At 62.4% G+C, this 14,614-nt stretch carries 16 protein-coding genes; 2 read left to right on the forward strand and 14 right to left on the reverse strand.

What is annotated here, in order from left to right:
• Positions 1–184: 184 nt before the first annotated feature.
• The gene (locus ACFE70_RS16365; protein WP_375418851.1) at positions 185–490 is read right to left on the reverse strand and encodes a hypothetical protein; all 306 of its coding nucleotides are present in this window, start codon (positions 488–490) and stop codon (positions 185–187) included.
• A gap of 227 nt (positions 491–717) precedes the next feature.
• On the opposite strand from ACFE70_RS16365, the gene ACFE70_RS16370 reads away from it, so the two are divergent.
• Entirely contained in the window at positions 718–1,329 is a 612-nt protein-coding gene (locus ACFE70_RS16370) for a DUF4136 domain-containing protein (protein WP_375418852.1), read from the forward strand.
• 72 nt (positions 1,330–1,401) lie between these two features.
• On the opposite strand, the gene ACFE70_RS16375 is transcribed toward ACFE70_RS16370, so the two are convergent.
• From ACFE70_RS16375 to ACFE70_RS16390, 4 genes are all read right to left on the reverse strand, one after another.
• The gene (locus ACFE70_RS16375) at positions 1,402–1,677 is read right to left on the reverse strand and encodes a type II toxin-antitoxin system RelE/ParE family toxin (protein WP_375418853.1); all 276 of its coding nucleotides are present in this window, start codon (positions 1,675–1,677) and stop codon (positions 1,402–1,404) included.
• On the reverse strand, positions 1,655–1,879 hold the full coding sequence (locus tag ACFE70_RS16380) for a hypothetical protein (protein WP_375418854.1): 225 nt from the start codon (positions 1,877–1,879) through the stop codon (positions 1,655–1,657). The genes ACFE70_RS16375 and ACFE70_RS16380 overlap by 23 nt, the downstream gene beginning before the upstream one ends.
• A gap of 30 nt (positions 1,880–1,909) precedes the next feature.
• A complete protein-coding gene (gene lipA / locus ACFE70_RS16385) occupies positions 1,910–2,818 on the reverse strand; it encodes a lipoyl synthase (protein WP_375418855.1) in 909 nt (302 codons plus the stop codon).
• Positions 2,819–2,992: 174 nt separating this feature from the next.
• Positions 2,993–3,868 (reverse strand): hypothetical protein, encoded by an 876-nt coding sequence (locus tag ACFE70_RS16390; protein ID WP_375418856.1) that lies wholly within the window; start codon positions 3,866–3,868, stop codon positions 2,993–2,995.
• 29 nt (positions 3,869–3,897) lie between these two features.
• On the opposite strand from ACFE70_RS16390, the gene ACFE70_RS16395 reads away from it, so the two are divergent.
• A complete protein-coding gene (locus tag ACFE70_RS16395; RefSeq protein WP_375418857.1) occupies positions 3,898–4,311 on the forward strand; it encodes an OsmC family protein in 414 nt (137 codons plus the stop codon).
• A gap of 49 nt (positions 4,312–4,360) precedes the next feature.
• On the opposite strand, the gene ytxJ is transcribed toward ACFE70_RS16395, so the two are convergent.
• The 9 genes from ytxJ to rpmB form a co-directional block, all read right to left on the reverse strand.
• Complete coding sequence (ytxJ, locus tag ACFE70_RS16400; protein WP_375418858.1) at positions 4,361–4,711, reverse strand: bacillithiol system redox-active protein YtxJ; 351 nt, start codon at positions 4,709–4,711, stop codon at positions 4,361–4,363.
• A 96-nt stretch (positions 4,712–4,807) separates the two neighbouring features.
• Positions 4,808–5,101, reverse strand: a complete 294-nt coding sequence (locus tag ACFE70_RS16405) for a hypothetical protein (RefSeq protein ID WP_375418859.1) — start codon at positions 5,099–5,101, stop codon at positions 4,808–4,810.
• A complete protein-coding gene (locus tag ACFE70_RS16410; protein ID WP_375418860.1) occupies positions 5,091–5,621 on the reverse strand; it encodes a hypothetical protein in 531 nt (176 codons plus the stop codon). Before ACFE70_RS16410 ends, ACFE70_RS16405 begins: the two co-directional genes overlap by 11 nt.
• A gap of 103 nt (positions 5,622–5,724) precedes the next feature.
• Positions 5,725–7,704 (reverse strand): thiamine pyrophosphate-dependent enzyme, encoded by a 1,980-nt coding sequence (locus ACFE70_RS16415; RefSeq protein WP_375418901.1) that lies wholly within the window; start codon positions 7,702–7,704, stop codon positions 5,725–5,727.
• A 143-nt stretch (positions 7,705–7,847) separates the two neighbouring features.
• Entirely contained in the window at positions 7,848–9,059 is a 1,212-nt protein-coding gene (locus tag ACFE70_RS16420; RefSeq protein ID WP_375418861.1) for an acetate/propionate family kinase, read from the reverse strand.
• A gap of 107 nt (positions 9,060–9,166) precedes the next feature.
• The gene (pta, locus tag ACFE70_RS16425) at positions 9,167–11,263 is read right to left on the reverse strand and encodes a phosphate acetyltransferase (RefSeq protein ID WP_375418862.1); all 2,097 of its coding nucleotides are present in this window, start codon (positions 11,261–11,263) and stop codon (positions 9,167–9,169) included.
• 322 nt (positions 11,264–11,585) lie between these two features.
• Positions 11,586–12,143, reverse strand: a complete 558-nt coding sequence (locus ACFE70_RS16430) for a hypothetical protein (RefSeq protein WP_375418863.1) — start codon at positions 12,141–12,143, stop codon at positions 11,586–11,588.
• A gap of 253 nt (positions 12,144–12,396) precedes the next feature.
• Entirely contained in the window at positions 12,397–14,079 is a 1,683-nt protein-coding gene (locus ACFE70_RS16435; protein ID WP_375418864.1) for an aminopeptidase P N-terminal domain-containing protein, read from the reverse strand.
• A 205-nt stretch (positions 14,080–14,284) separates the two neighbouring features.
• The gene (gene rpmB / locus ACFE70_RS16440; RefSeq protein ID WP_375418865.1) at positions 14,285–14,524 is read right to left on the reverse strand and encodes a 50S ribosomal protein L28; all 240 of its coding nucleotides are present in this window, start codon (positions 14,522–14,524) and stop codon (positions 14,285–14,287) included.
• Between the last annotated feature and the right edge of the window lie 90 nt (positions 14,525–14,614).

Genomic DNA, 14,614 nt, shown 5'->3' on the forward strand with positions numbered 1-14,614 from the left:
ACCTGATTTGCAGCTGCACCCCGATTGAGCAGTACGCCGACCAGCCGGAGCAGCTTGTGGACACTGATAAAGGGCCTTCTTATTAGGATTTAAAAGTTGAGAGCGAAAAGTTAAAAATCCCTACCCCCTCATCAGCCTTGAAACTGGATGAGGGGGTAGGGATTTTTAACTCTTAACTTTTAACTCATTTCATCCCTTGCTCCCCGAAGCAGCGGCGGTCCATGTAGCCGCTCACGGTTTGGCCGTTCTTGTCCAGGCGCACGCGCACGAAGTAGGCGTTGATGGTGTCGGTGACCTGGACCTCGCTGCCGGTGCTGGTGGTGGCCAGCACGGCGGAGGTTTTGGTCATGCCATCATACACCGGGCAATCGACGATGGTGGTGTGCGCCACGGGCGTGCGGTTGTTTGCCGTGGTGCTCATTCGCTCGTCGCGGGCGGCAGAGCAGGCCGCCAAGGTGGCCAGTGCCAGCAGCAAAGTAAACTTTTGCATATACGTACGTTAGGGAGGAGCTTATTCGGCGGGTAAGGTAAGGGTAATCAGCATAATTCCGCCATTAAATTCAACTCAGGCCGCTTAAAATTTCTGTCATTACGCGGCGGCGGCGGAACATCGGCCGGGGTGCCTGCGTTAGGGATGCAAGGCTGAGAATCTGAGCTTTGCCACCGCTGAGCTGCTTTTCAGACGCCTGCCACAGTTGCTTTTTTAACTTCTCTTATATGACCTCCATCACCCGTTTTCTGACCCGTCCGGTGGCATTCGCCGCCGTTGGTTTGAGCTTGCTGCTGGGCACCAGCGGCTGCGCTTCTTCGGCCCGCGTAGGCGTGTCGAACGACTTTGACCACTCCATTAATTTCCGCGCCTACAAAACCTGGAGCTACTACCCCCAGCAGGGCCAGGATACCGAAGGCGGCCCGGCCCGCGGCTACGAATCGTTTCTGGACCAGCGCATCCGCGCGGCCGTGGAGCGGGAAATGACCACCAAAGGCCTGACCAAAGTAACCAGCAACCCCGACGTGTTCGTGGCTTACACCGCCAAGGTGGAAAACAAGCAGCGCGTCAACTCTTACCCCGGTGGCTACGGCTACCCTTACGGGTATGGCTACGGCTACTATGGCCGCGGCATGGCGCCCGTCACCGAGTACAAGGCCGGTACGGTCATCATTGATATCGTGGACGCCAAGCGCAAGGAGCTAGCCTGGCGCGGCACGGGCATCGCGCAGCTCGACCAGAACTCTATCAACGAGGCCGAAACCTACCGCATCGTCAACAGCATCCTGGGTACTTACCCGCCCCAGGAAGGTAATCCCAGCAACCAGGCCCGCCGCTAAGCGTCAGCTGGTCTGCTGAAAGCAAAAGGCCTCGCTCAGTAATGAGTGGGGCCTTTTCTATTTATGAATTGCTTAGCGCCGTTGCGCTTGGTGAAGCACAGCTATAATCTCAACACCGAAATCTGCGGCCACGTAAACGAGCCGGTGGCTGCCGACTAATAGCTCACGAACCTGTTCAAAGCTACCTTCCGGCACTATACGGCCCAACTTAGGGTAGTCTGCCAGGCGTTGGGAAGCCACAATCAAGTCATCTTCCAGCTTATCAGCAGCACTAGCCGAATACTGACGCAGATAGTCAGCAATATCGGCCAGTTGCGTGAGAGCTTTATTGCTCCAATGAACGCGCACGCTGCATCTCCATTCGCTGCTTCATATACTCCTTTACTTCCTCAGCCGGTATTGTTCGGCCGGCCGCTACATCTGCCAGTCCTCGCTCAATGGAATGAAGAACATAAATTTCATAGAGCACATCATCCCACGTGGCCTGGGCAGACAGGTGCTGCGCCAGGGTAAGCAACTGGTCTTTTACGGCTGGCAGAGTAGGCATCATAGCGAAGACAGTTTGAGGGATAGAAAATAATTACACCGGCACGTTCACGTGGCGCTCGGCATGGTAGGAGCTGCGCACGAGCGGGCCGCTTTCCACGTACTTGAGGCCGCGGGCGAGGCCTTCTTCCTTGTAATGGGCGAAGAGGTCGGGGTGGATAAACTCGGCAACTTCGAGGTGGCGCTTGGTGGGTTGCAGGTACTGGCCCAGGGTGAGGATGTCTAGCCCATTGGCCACGAGGTCGTCCATCGCCTGATACATCGCGTCGCGCGTTTCGCCCAGGCCCAGCATGATGCCGGATTTGGTGCGCTTGCCGGCCAGCTTGGTGCGGCGGATTTGCTCGAGGCTGCGCTCATATTTGGCCTGCGGGCGCACGAGGCGGTAGAGGCTGCCTACGGTTTCGACGTTGTGCGACACCACTTCCTGGCCGCCGGCAATCATCGTGTCGAGGGCATCCCAATTGGCTTTCACGTCCGGAATCAGCGTTTCAATGGTCGTGGCGGGGCTGAGCTGCTTGATGCGCACCACCGTTTCGAGCCAGATGGCGGCGCCGCGGTCTTTCAGCTCGTCGCGGTTGACTGAAGTGATGACGGCGTGCTTCACTTGCATCAGGCTGATGGCCTCGGCCACGCGGCGCGGCTCGTCGGTGTCGTACTCGGTGGGGCGGCCCGTAGCGACGGCGCAGAACGAGCACGAGCGGGTGCAGACATTGCCCAGAATCATGAACGTGGCCGTGCCGGCGCCCCAGCACTCGCCCATGTTGGGGCAGTTGCCGCTCTCGCAAATCGTGTGCAGCTTGTGCTCATCGACGAGGCGGCGCACGGCGGCGTACTCCGGGCCGACGGGCAGCTTCACGCGCAGCCAGTCGGGCTTGCGCGGCTTGGCCAGCGCGGGGGGGGGTAGGGATTCGGCCAGCGGCTGAATAACGGGCAGCTCTATCATTTTATCAGTTAACAGTTATCAGTGAGCAATGAACAGTAAGCGGAAGCGGTGGTTTGAGGCTCTATTCCAGCTTACAAATTCAAAGCTTAATTCCATAGCAAATCAAATTTACACTCAACCAGCGCTTGGTCGTTTGGCTGACTGCTCACTATTAACTGCTAATTGCCAACTGCCCTAAGAGCGGTGGCCGAAGTATAGGGTCAGGTACACGGAGGGGAAAAACTGCTTGTTAAGCTGCACGTTGGCCGATGTGGCCTCGGGCTTGAGGATGGTCAGGTGCTTGGTGTAGGCTTCCAGCAAAAAGCCGGTTTCGAGGCCCGCCACGGCATCGCGGTAGCGGCCATACTCAAAGCTGAGGGCGCCGCGCAAGTGGGCGCCCGGCACAATACTGGTTTTCCCTACCCCCCCGAACAGCGAGCCACGGTCCACAATGCTTTCAAAAGAATGAATTTCCGGATCAAAAGCCTCCTCTTGAAAGTATTGCGGGTCGGGGCGCTGTCCGCCCGGCGTGCGGTCATAGCTAATATAATAGGGCAATAGCAATCCGAGCGTGGGTCCCGCACTAAGCAGACCGTTGACCTGCACGCCCGAATCGGCTGCCTTGCGGAACAGGATGCGCTGCATCCCGAAGGAAGGGCGCAAGGCGAACGCATAGTTGACCTTGCCCCGAACAACGGTGCCGCCGTAGTTGGGGGTTACCTCGCGCTGCTCCTTGCTGTTCTTGAGCATCACGCCCTCCAGGCTCCAGAAGCGCAGCCAGCGCTCATCCAGCACCCTGGCCGAGCGAACCGAAGCGCCCCCGATAAGCGCCCCCTGGGTATTGAAGTTGATGCCGAACACCACCTCCTTTTGGTACGACTGCTCATCGGACGGCGTGTTCAGGCCCAGCGGGCGCGCCTGGTCCTGCGCGGCGGCCGGCAGGCTCAAACCCAGTCCGGCCAGCAGGCCCGCGCCGGCCAGCAGGCGGCGGCCTCGCCCGCCGAAGGCGGACGGGTGTCCGGCACCGGTCGGGGCGGCGGTTTGTAGATTAGCGCTCCAGTTGCTTCTCATCGTCATCAGCAAGTCAAACCGTTAAAAATATGAGTACCGCCACCGCCCGCTACGCCGGCCAGCTGCGCACCGAAGCTACGCACGTGGCCTCGGGCAACCTGATTCAAACCGACGCCCCGCTCGACAACCACGGCCGGGGCGAAGCCTTTTCGCCTACGGACTTGGTCGCCACCGCGTTGGGCGCCTGCATGATGACCGTGATGGGCATCGTAGCCGAGCGCCACCGCCTGGACCTGACGGGCAGCACCTTTGCCCTGACCAAGCACATGACCGCCGAGTCACCCCGCCGCATCGCCCAGCTCGACGTTCAGTTTCAGCTGCCCGCCGCCCTGGCCCCGGCCGACCGCGCGCTGCTGGAACGCACCGCCCGCACCTGCCCTGTGGCGCTGAGCCTGAACCCGGAAATCCGGCAGCAGGTTCAGTTTGAGTATGTTAGTGCTTAGTGTCTGGTGCCTAGTTGTAGATAAAGCTGCTAAAACCAGGCACCAGGCACTAAGCACTAATAGCTGAGGCTACTTCGGCCAGGCGGATGCCCATGTGGGAGGCGTCGTAGCGGCAGGCGCCATCCTGAATAAGCAGGAGCTGGGGCGACTCGTGCGGCACGCCAAACTGCTGGGCCACGGCCGCCGACAGAGGCCGGTAACGCAGCAGGTCGAGGTAGTAGAGCGGAGTGTCGGCGGGCAGGCCGGCGGCGTCCCACTGGCGTTCGAGCTTGCTTTTGGCCGCCGCGCTGATAGAGCAGGTGGTGCTGTGTTTAAAAATGAGCACTGGCCGCTGCCGCGACTCTTCGGCGATGGCCGTGAGCTGCGTAGCGTCGGTGAGGGGTAGCCAGGGGGTAGTCATTAATTGAGTTATGATTTTTGAAGTATAGGTTGCGAGTTGCTGGCCTTGGCAAAATGGAGGGGGGTAGGGATGCCGGAGCCGGAGCTAGTGCGCGGGCTAGTGCTTGCGGCGGCCGGCCAAGGGTGAGCGTTTAACAGCGCGGGGGCGGTTCCCGTTCTCAAACCGGACCAAGTCGCTGCCTTCGGGGCGGGGCTGGTTGCCTTCGCCGCGTCGCAGGCGCCGGCCGGGCTGCAGGTGCGAGTCCGCATACGGGCTGGGCAGGCGGCGGGCTTCGCGCTGGGCGCGGCGCTGGTCGGCATCCTGCCGGCCCGCCGAGCGGTGGGTGGTTTGGGCGGCGGCTGGCCCGGCCCATAGGCCCAGCAGCAAGCTCAGGCTAAGACTAAGGAGCAAGGCCGGTATCGGCCGGAGCCGGGGTGGGGCTTGCGGGCGCCTTGGGCGCAGATTTGCCGGACTTAGGTGTGCCATGATGACGCGAGGGTTTTTTCTTGAACAGGTTGCGGAGGCGTTGCCAGGGACCAAACGGCGGCGGCGCGGGCTTGTAGTAGCGGCGGTGCCTGAGCTTGGGCTTCTTCATCAGCCCGTTTTTGTCATATTTTACTGTTGACTTATCGGCCCCGGCGCGCCTGGTCTGCCCATCGTCGGTTGCTGCGGTGGCAGTGGGGGCCGCGCCGCTGGCGGTACCAGGGTCATCGGCGGCGTCGGGGTCCTGGGCTTTCTTGCGGCGGGCCTTGGCTTCGTTGTCGGCGGCGCGCAGGCTGTTTTTCCGGCTCTTGCGGGCGGCGCGCTGCTGCTCCTTGAAGCCGGGCGGCAGGTTGGGGTTGGTGATGCGGTGCGGGTGCAGTAGGGTGCAGCCGCCAAGCCCGAAAATGCTCAGCAGCAGAAAGAAAAGCAAACGAGAGCCGGGACCCATCACCAGAAGCTAGCTAAATTCAAGCGAAAGATACGCCACCAGCTTTGAGCTTATCACCAGCTTATTGGCAGGGTGCGGCGCTTCCCTACCCCCTGCTTTTTGCCTAGTAGTTGCGCAGCATTTGCAGGCGCTCCTTCAGCCGCTGCTGGGGCAGGAAATTAGCTTCGAGCGGTGGGCTGAACGGGATGGCCGTATCGAGCGAGGCCACCCGCTGCACGGGCGCGTCGAGGTGCTGAAAGCAGTTTTCGGCCACCCAGGCCGCGATTTCGCCGCCCAGCCCGCCGGTCAGGGTGTCTTCGTGCAGGATGAGGACGCGGCCGTTTTTTTCGACCGTTTTTCGCACCGCTGCCTGGTCCCAGGGCAGCAGCGTGCGCAAGTCCAGAATGTCGGCCGCGATGCCCAGCTCCCGGCAGGCGGCCAGGGCCCAGTGCACGCCCATGCCGTAGGTAATCACGCTCAGCTCATCGCCTTCCTGCGCCAGGGCCGCCTGGCCGATGGGCGTCGTGTAATACGCTTCCGGCACCGGGCCGCTCAGGCTGCGATAGAGCAGCTTGTGCTCGAAATACATGACCGGATTAGGATCCTCGAAGGCGGCGCAGAGCAGGCCTTTGGCGTCGTGCGGGTTGCTGGGGTACACCACTTTCAGGCCCGGCACGTGCGTGAACCAGGCCTCGTTACTCTGGCTGTGGAAGGGGCCGGCGGCGGTGCCGGCGCCGGTGGGCATCCGGATTACGACGTCGGCGTTCTGGCCCCAGCGGTAGTGGCTTTTGGCCAGGTTATTCACAATCTGGTTGAAGCCGCAGGTCACGAAATCAGCAAATTGCATCTCGACCATCGCCTTGTGCCGCTTGATGCTCAGCCCCAGCCCCACGCCCACGATGGCCGACTCGCAAAGCGGTGTGTTGCGCACCCGCTCTTTGCCAAACTCGGCCACGAAGCCGTCGGTAATCTTAAATACGCCGCCGTAGTCGGCAATGTCCTGGCCCATGAGCACCAGTTCCGGGAAGCGCGCCATGCTCTGTTTTAAACCCTCCGAGATGGCATCGATGAAGCGCTTTTCCGGGGCGGGCTCGCTGGCGGAAGGGGGGGTTGGGATGGCCGCGAAAGGCCGGTACATATCGGCTACTTCTTCCCTCTCATCGGCCGTGGGCAGGGGTTCGGCGTCGGCTTCCTTCAGGCCGGCTTCGATTTCCTGCTTAATTTGCTCGCGGAAGGTGTGGCGGGCGGTTTCGCTGAGGATATTCTCGCTCAAGAGCCACTTTTCGTAATTATCCACCGGGTCGCGCTGGGCCCATTCCTGCATCAGCTCCTGCGGCACGTACTTGGTGCCGGACGCCTCTTCGTGGCCGCGCATCCGAAACGTGAGGGCCTCGATAAGCACCGGGCGCGGGTTCTGGCGCAGGTCGTCGGCCAGCTCCTTTACCGTATGGAAGACTTCCAGCACGTTGTTGCCGTCCACCTGCACGGCCTCCAGGCCGTAGGCGGGGCCTTTGTCGAGAAAGGACTTGAAGCGGAACTGCTCGTTGCTGGGCGTGCTCAGGCCGTAGCCGTTGTTTTCAATCATGAAAATGACCGGCAGCTGCCACACCGCCGCCACGTTCAGGGCCTCGTGGAAGTCGCCTTCGGAGGCGCCGCCGTCGCCGGAATAGGTGAGCGTGACTTTTGGATTCTTCGCCAGCAAATCGGCCAGCGCGATGCCGTCGGCTATGGCCAGCTGGGGGCCCAGGTGCGAAATCATGCCCACGATGTGGTGCTCGCTGGTGCCGAAGTGGAAGCTGCGGTCGCGGCCCTTGGTGTAGCCCAGGCGCTTGCCCTGCCACTGCGCGAAGAGCCGCCCCAGCGGCACCCCGCGCCCGGTGAACACGCCCAGGTTGCGGTGCAGCGGCAGGATGTACTCGTCCTTTTCCAGGGCCAGCGTGCTGCCCACCGAAATAGCCTCCTGCCCGATGCCCGAAAACCACTTGCTCACCTTGCCCTGGCGCAGCAGAATCAGCATTTTCTCCTCAATCAGCCGCGGCTTGAGCAGCTCTTTATATAAGTTCAGCAGCGTGTCATCGGAGTAGTGATGACGCTTGAAGGTCATGGCAGGGGGTAGGGCGAGGGCGGCGGAGTTCATGCGGCAAAGGTAGGGCGGGCGTAACGCCAGTAGCCCCGTAGCGCGGACTTTGTAGCCCGCGAGTCCGCCGTTCGGGTGTCGTTCACTCGCGGACTACAAAGTCCGCGCTACTAGCCCAGCAGCTCGGCGCACTGCCGCGCAATCGCCAGCTCCTCATTCGTCGGAATCACCAGCACCCGCGCCCGCGCGCCTACCCCGCTCAAATCGCGCAAACCCGACTCGCGCTGCTCGTTCAGCTCTTCATCCAGCTCCAGCCCGAAAAACGACATCTCCCGGCACACCAACCGGCGCACCAGGGCATCATTCTCGCCCACGCCGGCCGTGAACACAATGGCATCCAGGCCGCCCAGCACCGCCGCGTAGGCGCCGATGTACTGCCGGATGCGGTAGGCGTAGATTTCATACGCCAGCTGCGCGCGCGCATCGCCGGCGGCCAGCGCCCGGCTGATGTCGCGCATATCGTTGGCGCCGCTTAGGCCCAGCATTCCGCTTTCCTGGTTGAGCAAGGTGCTGACCTGCCCGGCCGAATAGCCCAGCGGCCCGAGCAGGTGCAGCAGCACCGATGGGTCCACGTCGCCGGAGCGGGTGCCCATCACCAGCCCGCTGAGTGGGCCGAAGCCCATGCTCGTATCCAGGGAGCGGCCGGCGCGCACGGCTGCCATGCTGCACCCGTTGCCGAGGTGAATGGTGATGAGCCGGGCGTCGGAATTTTGCAAATACTCCGCCGCCTGCGCCGCGACGTACTGATGGCTGGTGCCGTGAAAGCCATACTTGCGAATGCGCTGCTCGGCGTAAAGCGCCGTGGGCAGGGCGTAGCGAAAGGCGTATTCGGGCAGGGTTTGGTGAAACGCCGTGTCGAACACCGCCACCTGCCGGGCCTGCGGAAACAGCCGCTCGGCCACTTCAATGCCGCGCAGGTTGGCCGGGTTGTGCAGCGGCGCCAGGGCAAACAGCCGCCTGATTGCGGCCTTCACTTCCTCGTTAATAAAGGTCGTCGCGGCAAATGTCTCGCCGCCGTGCACCACGCGGTGCCCAACTACGGCTATTTCATCTGGGTTTTGAATGATGCCGCCGGGCGGCTCGGTCAGCAGGCGCACGACCTCGTGCAGGGCGGTTTCGTGGTCGGGCAGGGGTAGGGAATCGCGCCGCTCAACGGGCGGGGCGGCCGGGTTGGCCGAATTAAAAACCTTGTGCGTGAGGCTGGCGTCGGTGTTCGCGCCAATGCGCTCGACGAGGCCGCTGCCCACGGGCTGCGGATTGGGCCAGCGGAAGAACTGATATTTTAGGGAGGAGCTGCCGGAGTTGAGGACGAGGATGTTCATGCGGGAAGAGGGGGGTAGGGCAGTAGCGTGGACTCTGTGAGTCCGCGCGTGAACGAAACCCGAACGACTTATCTAGGCTACCCACGCGCGGACTCGCAGAGTCCACGCTACAGTTGCTGGCTCTGAATGGCCGTGATTATCACCGTATTAAACACGTCCTCCACGGTGCAGCCGCGGCTCAAATCATTTACCGGCTTGTTCAGGCCCTGCAAAACCGGGCCGATGGCCAGGGCGCCGGTCTCGCGCTGCACGGCTTTGTAGGTGTTGTTGCCGGTGTTCAAATCCGGGAAGATGAGCACGCTGGCCTGGCCGGCAACTTCCGAGTCGGGCAGCTTCTGGCGCCCCACGAGCGGGTCGACGGCGGCGTCGTACTGGATGGGGCCTTCTACTTTCAAGTCGGGGCGCTTTTGGCGAACCAGCTCGGTGGCCTGGCGCACTTTCTCCACATCGGCGCCCGCGCCGGACGTGCCGGAGGAGTAGGAAAGCATAGCAATGCGCGGCGCGATGCCAAACGCCAGGCTGCTTTCGGCCGAGGAAACGGCAATTTCAGCCAGTTGTGCGGCCGTGGGGTTGGGGTTCACGGCGCAGTCGCCGAATACGGCCACGCGGTCGGGCAGACACATGAAAAACACCGACGACACCACCGACACGCCGGGCCTGGTTTTGATGAACTGCAAGGCCGGCCGGATGGTGTGCTGCGTGGTGTGCACCGCCCCCGACACCATGCCATCAGCGTGGCCCTTGTGCACCATCATGGTGCCAAAATAGGACACGTCGCGCAGCAGGTCGCGGGCCATGTCTTGGTTGACGCCCTTGTCTTTGCGCAGCTCATAAAACGTTTCCACGTAATCCTCATACCCCTCGGATTGCACCGGCTCGATGACGCGCAGGTGGCCGGCGGGCAGGCTGATACCCAGCCGTTTGGCGGAGGCCGCGACTTCGGCTGGGTTGCCCAGGATGGTCAGGTCCACGATGTCCTGGGCCAGCAGCTGGGCGGCGGCCCGCAGGATGCGGTCGTCGTTGCCTTCGCAGAGCACGATGTGGCGCCGCTGCCGCCGCGCCATTTGCAGCAGCCGGTACTGAAACATGTGGGGCGTGATGCCCTCAGACTGAAAGCTAACCAGCTTTTCGAGCAGCTCCGGCCCGGCCACGTGGCGCTCGAAGGTGCTGATGGCCAGCTGCATCTTCTTTGGATTGTCGGCGCTCAGCCGCGACTTGATATTTCCTACCCTGGTTGCCGCCTCAAAGGTGCCCACCGGCACGCGCAGAATGGGCACCGCGTCGGGCAGGCCCTGGAGCAGGCGGCGGATGGGCTCGTCGGGTCCGGCGGCGCTGGCCGTGAGCACCAGGCCCGCCACGCGGGGGTAGGAGGCCGACTGGTTGGCTTGCAGCGCGCACACGATGATGTCGCCGCGGTCGGCGGGTGTCACGATGAGCACATTTTCCTTCAAATAATTCAGGAAGCTGGGCACCTGCATGGCCCCGATGATATTGTTATCCACCTGGTTACCCAAGCCCGCTTCGCCAAACAACAGCTCGGCGCCGAGCCCGGCCTGAATCTCGCGCATGGTGGGGTGGCCCAGGTTGGCGTCTTCGGGGATGACGGCCAGCAGCACGTCGGCGGGCAGCTGCGTGCGCAACAGCTCGCGCACGTCATCGACCTGCGCCGGGGCCACGCGGTTGGCCACGGCCAGCAGCACCGGCACCTCGCGGGCCTCGAAGCTGCGCAGCAAAGTCAGCACGGCGTTGACGATTTGGGCCGTGCTTTTCCCTACCCCCGTTACCACGAGCAAAGCCGGCACGCCCAGGTTTTTGGCGATGGAGACGTTGGCATCCAGCTCGAACGCCGTGCCCGCCCCCACGAAGTCGCTGCCCTCGACCACGGTAAAGTCGTGCTGCTCTTCCAGGCTCTTAAACTTGCGGATTACGACGTCAATCAGCTCACCCTGGGCATCGGTTTCGAGCAGGCGCAGCGCCTGCGGCCGGGTATAGGCGAAGGTGTCGGCGTAGGGCAGCGCGAGCTTGAAATAGCTGCTCACGGTGCTGATGTGCGGGTCGGGCTGCCCGGCCGGCTCGTCGTTGATGATGGGCTTGAAGTAACCCACGCGGCGCGCCTGGCCCAGCAGCAGGTTCACCAGGCCCAGCGCGACCAGCGACTTGCCGCTGTAGGGCTCAGCGGCGGCAATGAAAACGGCTTTCGTCATGCCAGGGCTAACGTAGGGGCTGGGCTTGGCGTTGGGGCGGGTGGTATGGCTGGTGAGTCTCAGTATTGAAATGCTACCCCCCTGCTGGCTTCATTGTTTTCACCAATTAATGGTATTGCTTGGCTTCGCAGTATCAGAGGTCGTGGAGATTATCGTGCACTGTTAATTATTATGCAGCTTACCTAGGCCGTTCGTGACTGGGAAAGTTGCATGATAGAGTGAATATGATTCCAGGGTTTACTTGAGTTAAGTTTACTCTATCTACCCTTTTCGTGAACTGTCGTCTCCCTGGCAAGTGGTTCCATTCGCCCCCTTGTGCTCGCTAGCGGCGGGTAAAGTGCACGTCGAAGCGGCCGTGGGTAAGGACGAGCGGAGTGCCAGCGCCTGCTAGACGTAGGTTCATGGTGAAGGTGCCTGCCACAACGTTCTGCACGGTGTCGAAGCACGTAATGACGAGCTGGCCGGGGGTGTCGGGCCCAGTGCTGCAGGTGTAGTGGTCCAGACGGGTGCTGTAATGTTGGCCGCACGCGACGATGCTGACGTCGGAGTATCTGCCTCGGGTCGGCGTGCGGTTGAGTGCGTAGGTACCCGCCCGTTGAATGTCGGGCAGAAAGAGGCCTACGCCTTGCTGGCCATCCCGCGAGAGCTCGCGCAGGACAAGGCTTAGTGAGCGGCCGACGGGGGTTTTCTCCCAATACCCCACCACCGGTTCGTCGGCGCTGAAGTCGCTGCGGAGGGGTACATGGGCCTGCCCGTTGAGCAGCCAGCCGGCGGTGGCCAGGCCCTGGCGGGTGGGCGCCGGCAGGCGGTCAAGCTCGGTTGCCTTTTTTGCGCACCCGCTGAGTGTGAGCAAACCGAAAAACAACAAGGTGCGGGGCATAGTCGCCAAAGAAGCATCGCCCAAAAGCAGGCAATGCCTCAAACGTACTACTTTCTTCTTGGCAGCCTCAATCATTCACTCCTTTCCTTGAACCACTAAACTAGCCGGTCAGCAAGTTCCGCGAGAGCGTGTAACAGCCATTCGCGGTGTGTACCGAGTTTAAGAAACTCGTTCACGAATCATAGTTTACGAAACGTGCTGAAGCAATGAGTTTCGTGAACGACGTGCTTACCGCTGTTTCTCCCTTAAAATTTTACCGCAACGCGGGCAGCTTGAAGGCTTCGAGCGCGCTCGGCTCGGCCATCAGCTGTTCAATCTCGGCCACGGTGCGCGGGGCACCGGCCGAGAGGTTTTCGTAGCCTTGTTCCGTAATCAACACGTCATCCTCGATGCGCACGCCGATGTTCCACCACTTCGCGTCGCAGGGCGAGCCGGCGGGAATGTAGATGCCGGGCTCCACGGTGATGACCGTGCCGGGGCGCAGCGAGCCGTAGGTGCCGCGGTCGTGCACGTCGAGGCCGAGGTAGTGGCTGGCGCCGTGGGGGTAGTAGCGGCGGGTTTCCCTGGGGTCCTTGATGATGCCGAGCCTGAGCAGGCCGGCGGTGATGATTTCCTGGGTGGCCTTGTTGGGCGCATTGAACTCCCTACCCCCCTTGCACTCCCGGAAGCCGGCTTCCTGCGCTGCCAGCACCAGCTCGTAAATCTGGCGCTGCGCCGGGCTGAAGGTGCCGCCGGGCGGCACCGTGCGCGTCACGTCGGCCGAGTAGCCGTGGTATTCGGCGCCGCAGTCCATGAGCAGCAAATCATTATCCAGGCGCTGGCGGTCGTTGGCTTCGTAGTGCAGGATGCAGCCGTTGGCGCCCGCGCCCACGATGCTGGGGTAGCCCTGTGCCTCGGCCCCAAACCGGCGGTACACGTATTCGTGCAAGCCCTGTATCTCCATTTCGCCCATGTCGGGCCGCACCAGCTTGAACACCTCGCGCTGCCCGGCGGTGCTGATTTGGATGGCCCGGCGCAGCAAGGTCAGCTCCTGGGGCTGCTTGATTTCGCGCAGCCCGTCGAGCGCCGCGCCCAGCGTGGCGCCGTCGTGGCGGCCGGGCACGATGGCGGCCAGCACCTGCCGCCGCTCGGCGTCGGTTTTGGCGGCCAGGTAGTTTTGGATGATGGGGTCAGCCGCCGCGGCGGGCACTTCCTGGCTCAGGCTGCTCAGATAGGCGGCCACCTGCGGGGCATTGTTCAGGCCGTGTTTCTGCATGGTGCGCAGCGTGGCCTGCCGCTCGGCATTGTAGTCGGCGGGCACGCCGGCCTGCTGCCGGAACGTGGCCACGAGGTCGTAGAGGTCGGCGGGGTCTTTGGGGTCGTTGCGGGTGTCGGTGGGCAGGTCCAGAAACAGAATCTGACTGAAATCGGCCCACTTGATGCCGGCGCCGGCAAAGTCCTTGTTGTCGGCCGCAAACTGGAATTGAAGCTGATTTTTGGCGCCGTCGCGGCCCAGGCGGCGGCCGGTCCACTGCTCGCGCTGCGGGTCGCGGGGCCGCGTGAACAAAGCCTCCGTGATGCCCGCCTGCCCGCCCACCGGGCGGGGCTCCTTAAATAAAACCAGCACCGCGTCGGGCTCATCGTAGCCGCTGAGGTAGTAGAGGTCGGGATTCTGGTGATAAACGAAGCTTACGTCGTTGGCGCGGTTGCGCTCGGGCGCGGCGAAGAGCACGGCCACGCTGCCGGCCGGCAGCTGCTGGCGCAGGGCTTCGCGGCGGCTTCGGTGAAAAGCGGGGGGTAGGAAATCGGCCGGCCGCGCCGACACGGCGCCGGGCGTGGCCGCGGCCGGGCGCTGGGCGTAAGCCGGGCCAGCCAGCAGCACAAGCCCGAGCAAGGCCAGTAGCGGCACCCGCCGCACGTTCAGAGGCCAGGAAGCAGCGGCGGACAAGGCCTTCATAAGAAATTGAGTGATTGACACTAATCTAAGCCAGCGCCGCCTGAACGACCGGGCAGACTGGCGGCGGGAGTTTCCTACCCCCTCCGAACGCGAGAAGACCAAACTCCGCGCAAGATATTGCCCCTGGAGGCAATCCTTGCGCGGAGTTCGGTCTTCTCGACGGCGAGCTTTCTCCAATCAGAGCTGGAGGCGGCCAGCGCGGAAACTAATAGGTGATAAAGCCTTCCTGCTTGGCCTTTTTCAACACGGCCATGATGCCGTTCTTGTTGATGGTGCGGATGGTGGAGGCGGCTACTTTCAAGGTCACCCAGGCGTCCTGCTCGGGGATGTAGAAACGCTTCTTCTGCAGGTTCGGGTAGAACTTGCGCTTGGTCTTGTTGTTGGCGTGCGACACGTTGTTGCCAACCTGGGTGTGCTTGCCGGTCAAATCACAAACTCGGGCCATGATATTCAGCTTAAAAAAAAGAGGAGACGATGCGGGGAAACGGGGCGCAAATATCGGCAAAAGTCTGGCAACGGCCAAATTAGCCGTCGA

The organism is uncultured Hymenobacter sp., assembly GCF_964243305.1.
In the GTDB taxonomy this organism is placed as follows: Bacteria; Bacteroidota; Bacteroidia; order Cytophagales; family Hymenobacteraceae; genus Hymenobacter.

What these genes read in the sequence shown, in the direction of transcription:
- ACFE70_RS16365 (WP_375418851.1), bottom strand. Translation starts at nt 490, where the DNA reads ATGCAAAAGTTTACTTTGCTGCTGGCACTGGCCACCTTGGCGGCCTGC.
- ACFE70_RS16370 (WP_375418852.1), top strand. Translation starts at nt 718, where the DNA reads ATGACCTCCATCACCCGTTTTCTGACCCGTCCGGTGGCATTCGCCGCC.
- ACFE70_RS16380 (WP_375418854.1), bottom strand. Translation starts at nt 1,879, where the DNA reads ATGATGCCTACTCTGCCAGCCGTAAAAGACCAGTTGCTTACCCTGGCG.
- lipA (WP_375418855.1), bottom strand. Translation starts at nt 2,818, where the DNA reads ATGATAGAGCTGCCCGTTATTCAGCCGCTGGCCGAATCCCTACCCCCC.
- ACFE70_RS16390 (WP_375418856.1), bottom strand. Translation starts at nt 3,868, where the DNA reads ATGAGAAGCAACTGGAGCGCTAATCTACAAACCGCCGCCCCGACCGGT.
- ACFE70_RS16395 (WP_375418857.1), top strand. Translation starts at nt 3,898, where the DNA reads ATGAGTACCGCCACCGCCCGCTACGCCGGCCAGCTGCGCACCGAAGCT.
- ytxJ (WP_375418858.1), bottom strand. Translation starts at nt 4,711, where the DNA reads ATGACTACCCCCTGGCTACCCCTCACCGACGCTACGCAGCTCACGGCC.
- ACFE70_RS16410 (WP_375418860.1), bottom strand. Translation starts at nt 5,621, where the DNA reads ATGGGTCCCGGCTCTCGTTTGCTTTTCTTTCTGCTGCTGAGCATTTTC.
- ACFE70_RS16415 (WP_375418901.1), bottom strand. Translation starts at nt 7,704, where the DNA reads ATGACCTTCAAGCGTCATCACTACTCCGATGACACGCTGCTGAACTTA.
- ACFE70_RS16420 (WP_375418861.1), bottom strand. Translation starts at nt 9,059, where the DNA reads ATGAACATCCTCGTCCTCAACTCCGGCAGCTCCTCCCTAAAATATCAG.
- pta (WP_375418862.1), bottom strand. Translation starts at nt 11,263, where the DNA reads ATGACGAAAGCCGTTTTCATTGCCGCCGCTGAGCCCTACAGCGGCAAG.
- ACFE70_RS16430 (WP_375418863.1), bottom strand. Translation starts at nt 12,143, where the DNA reads ATGCCCCGCACCTTGTTGTTTTTCGGTTTGCTCACACTCAGCGGGTGC.
- ACFE70_RS16435 (WP_375418864.1), bottom strand. Translation starts at nt 14,079, where the DNA reads ATGAAGGCCTTGTCCGCCGCTGCTTCCTGGCCTCTGAACGTGCGGCGG.
- rpmB (WP_375418865.1), bottom strand. Translation starts at nt 14,524, where the DNA reads ATGGCCCGAGTTTGTGATTTGACCGGCAAGCACACCCAGGTTGGCAAC.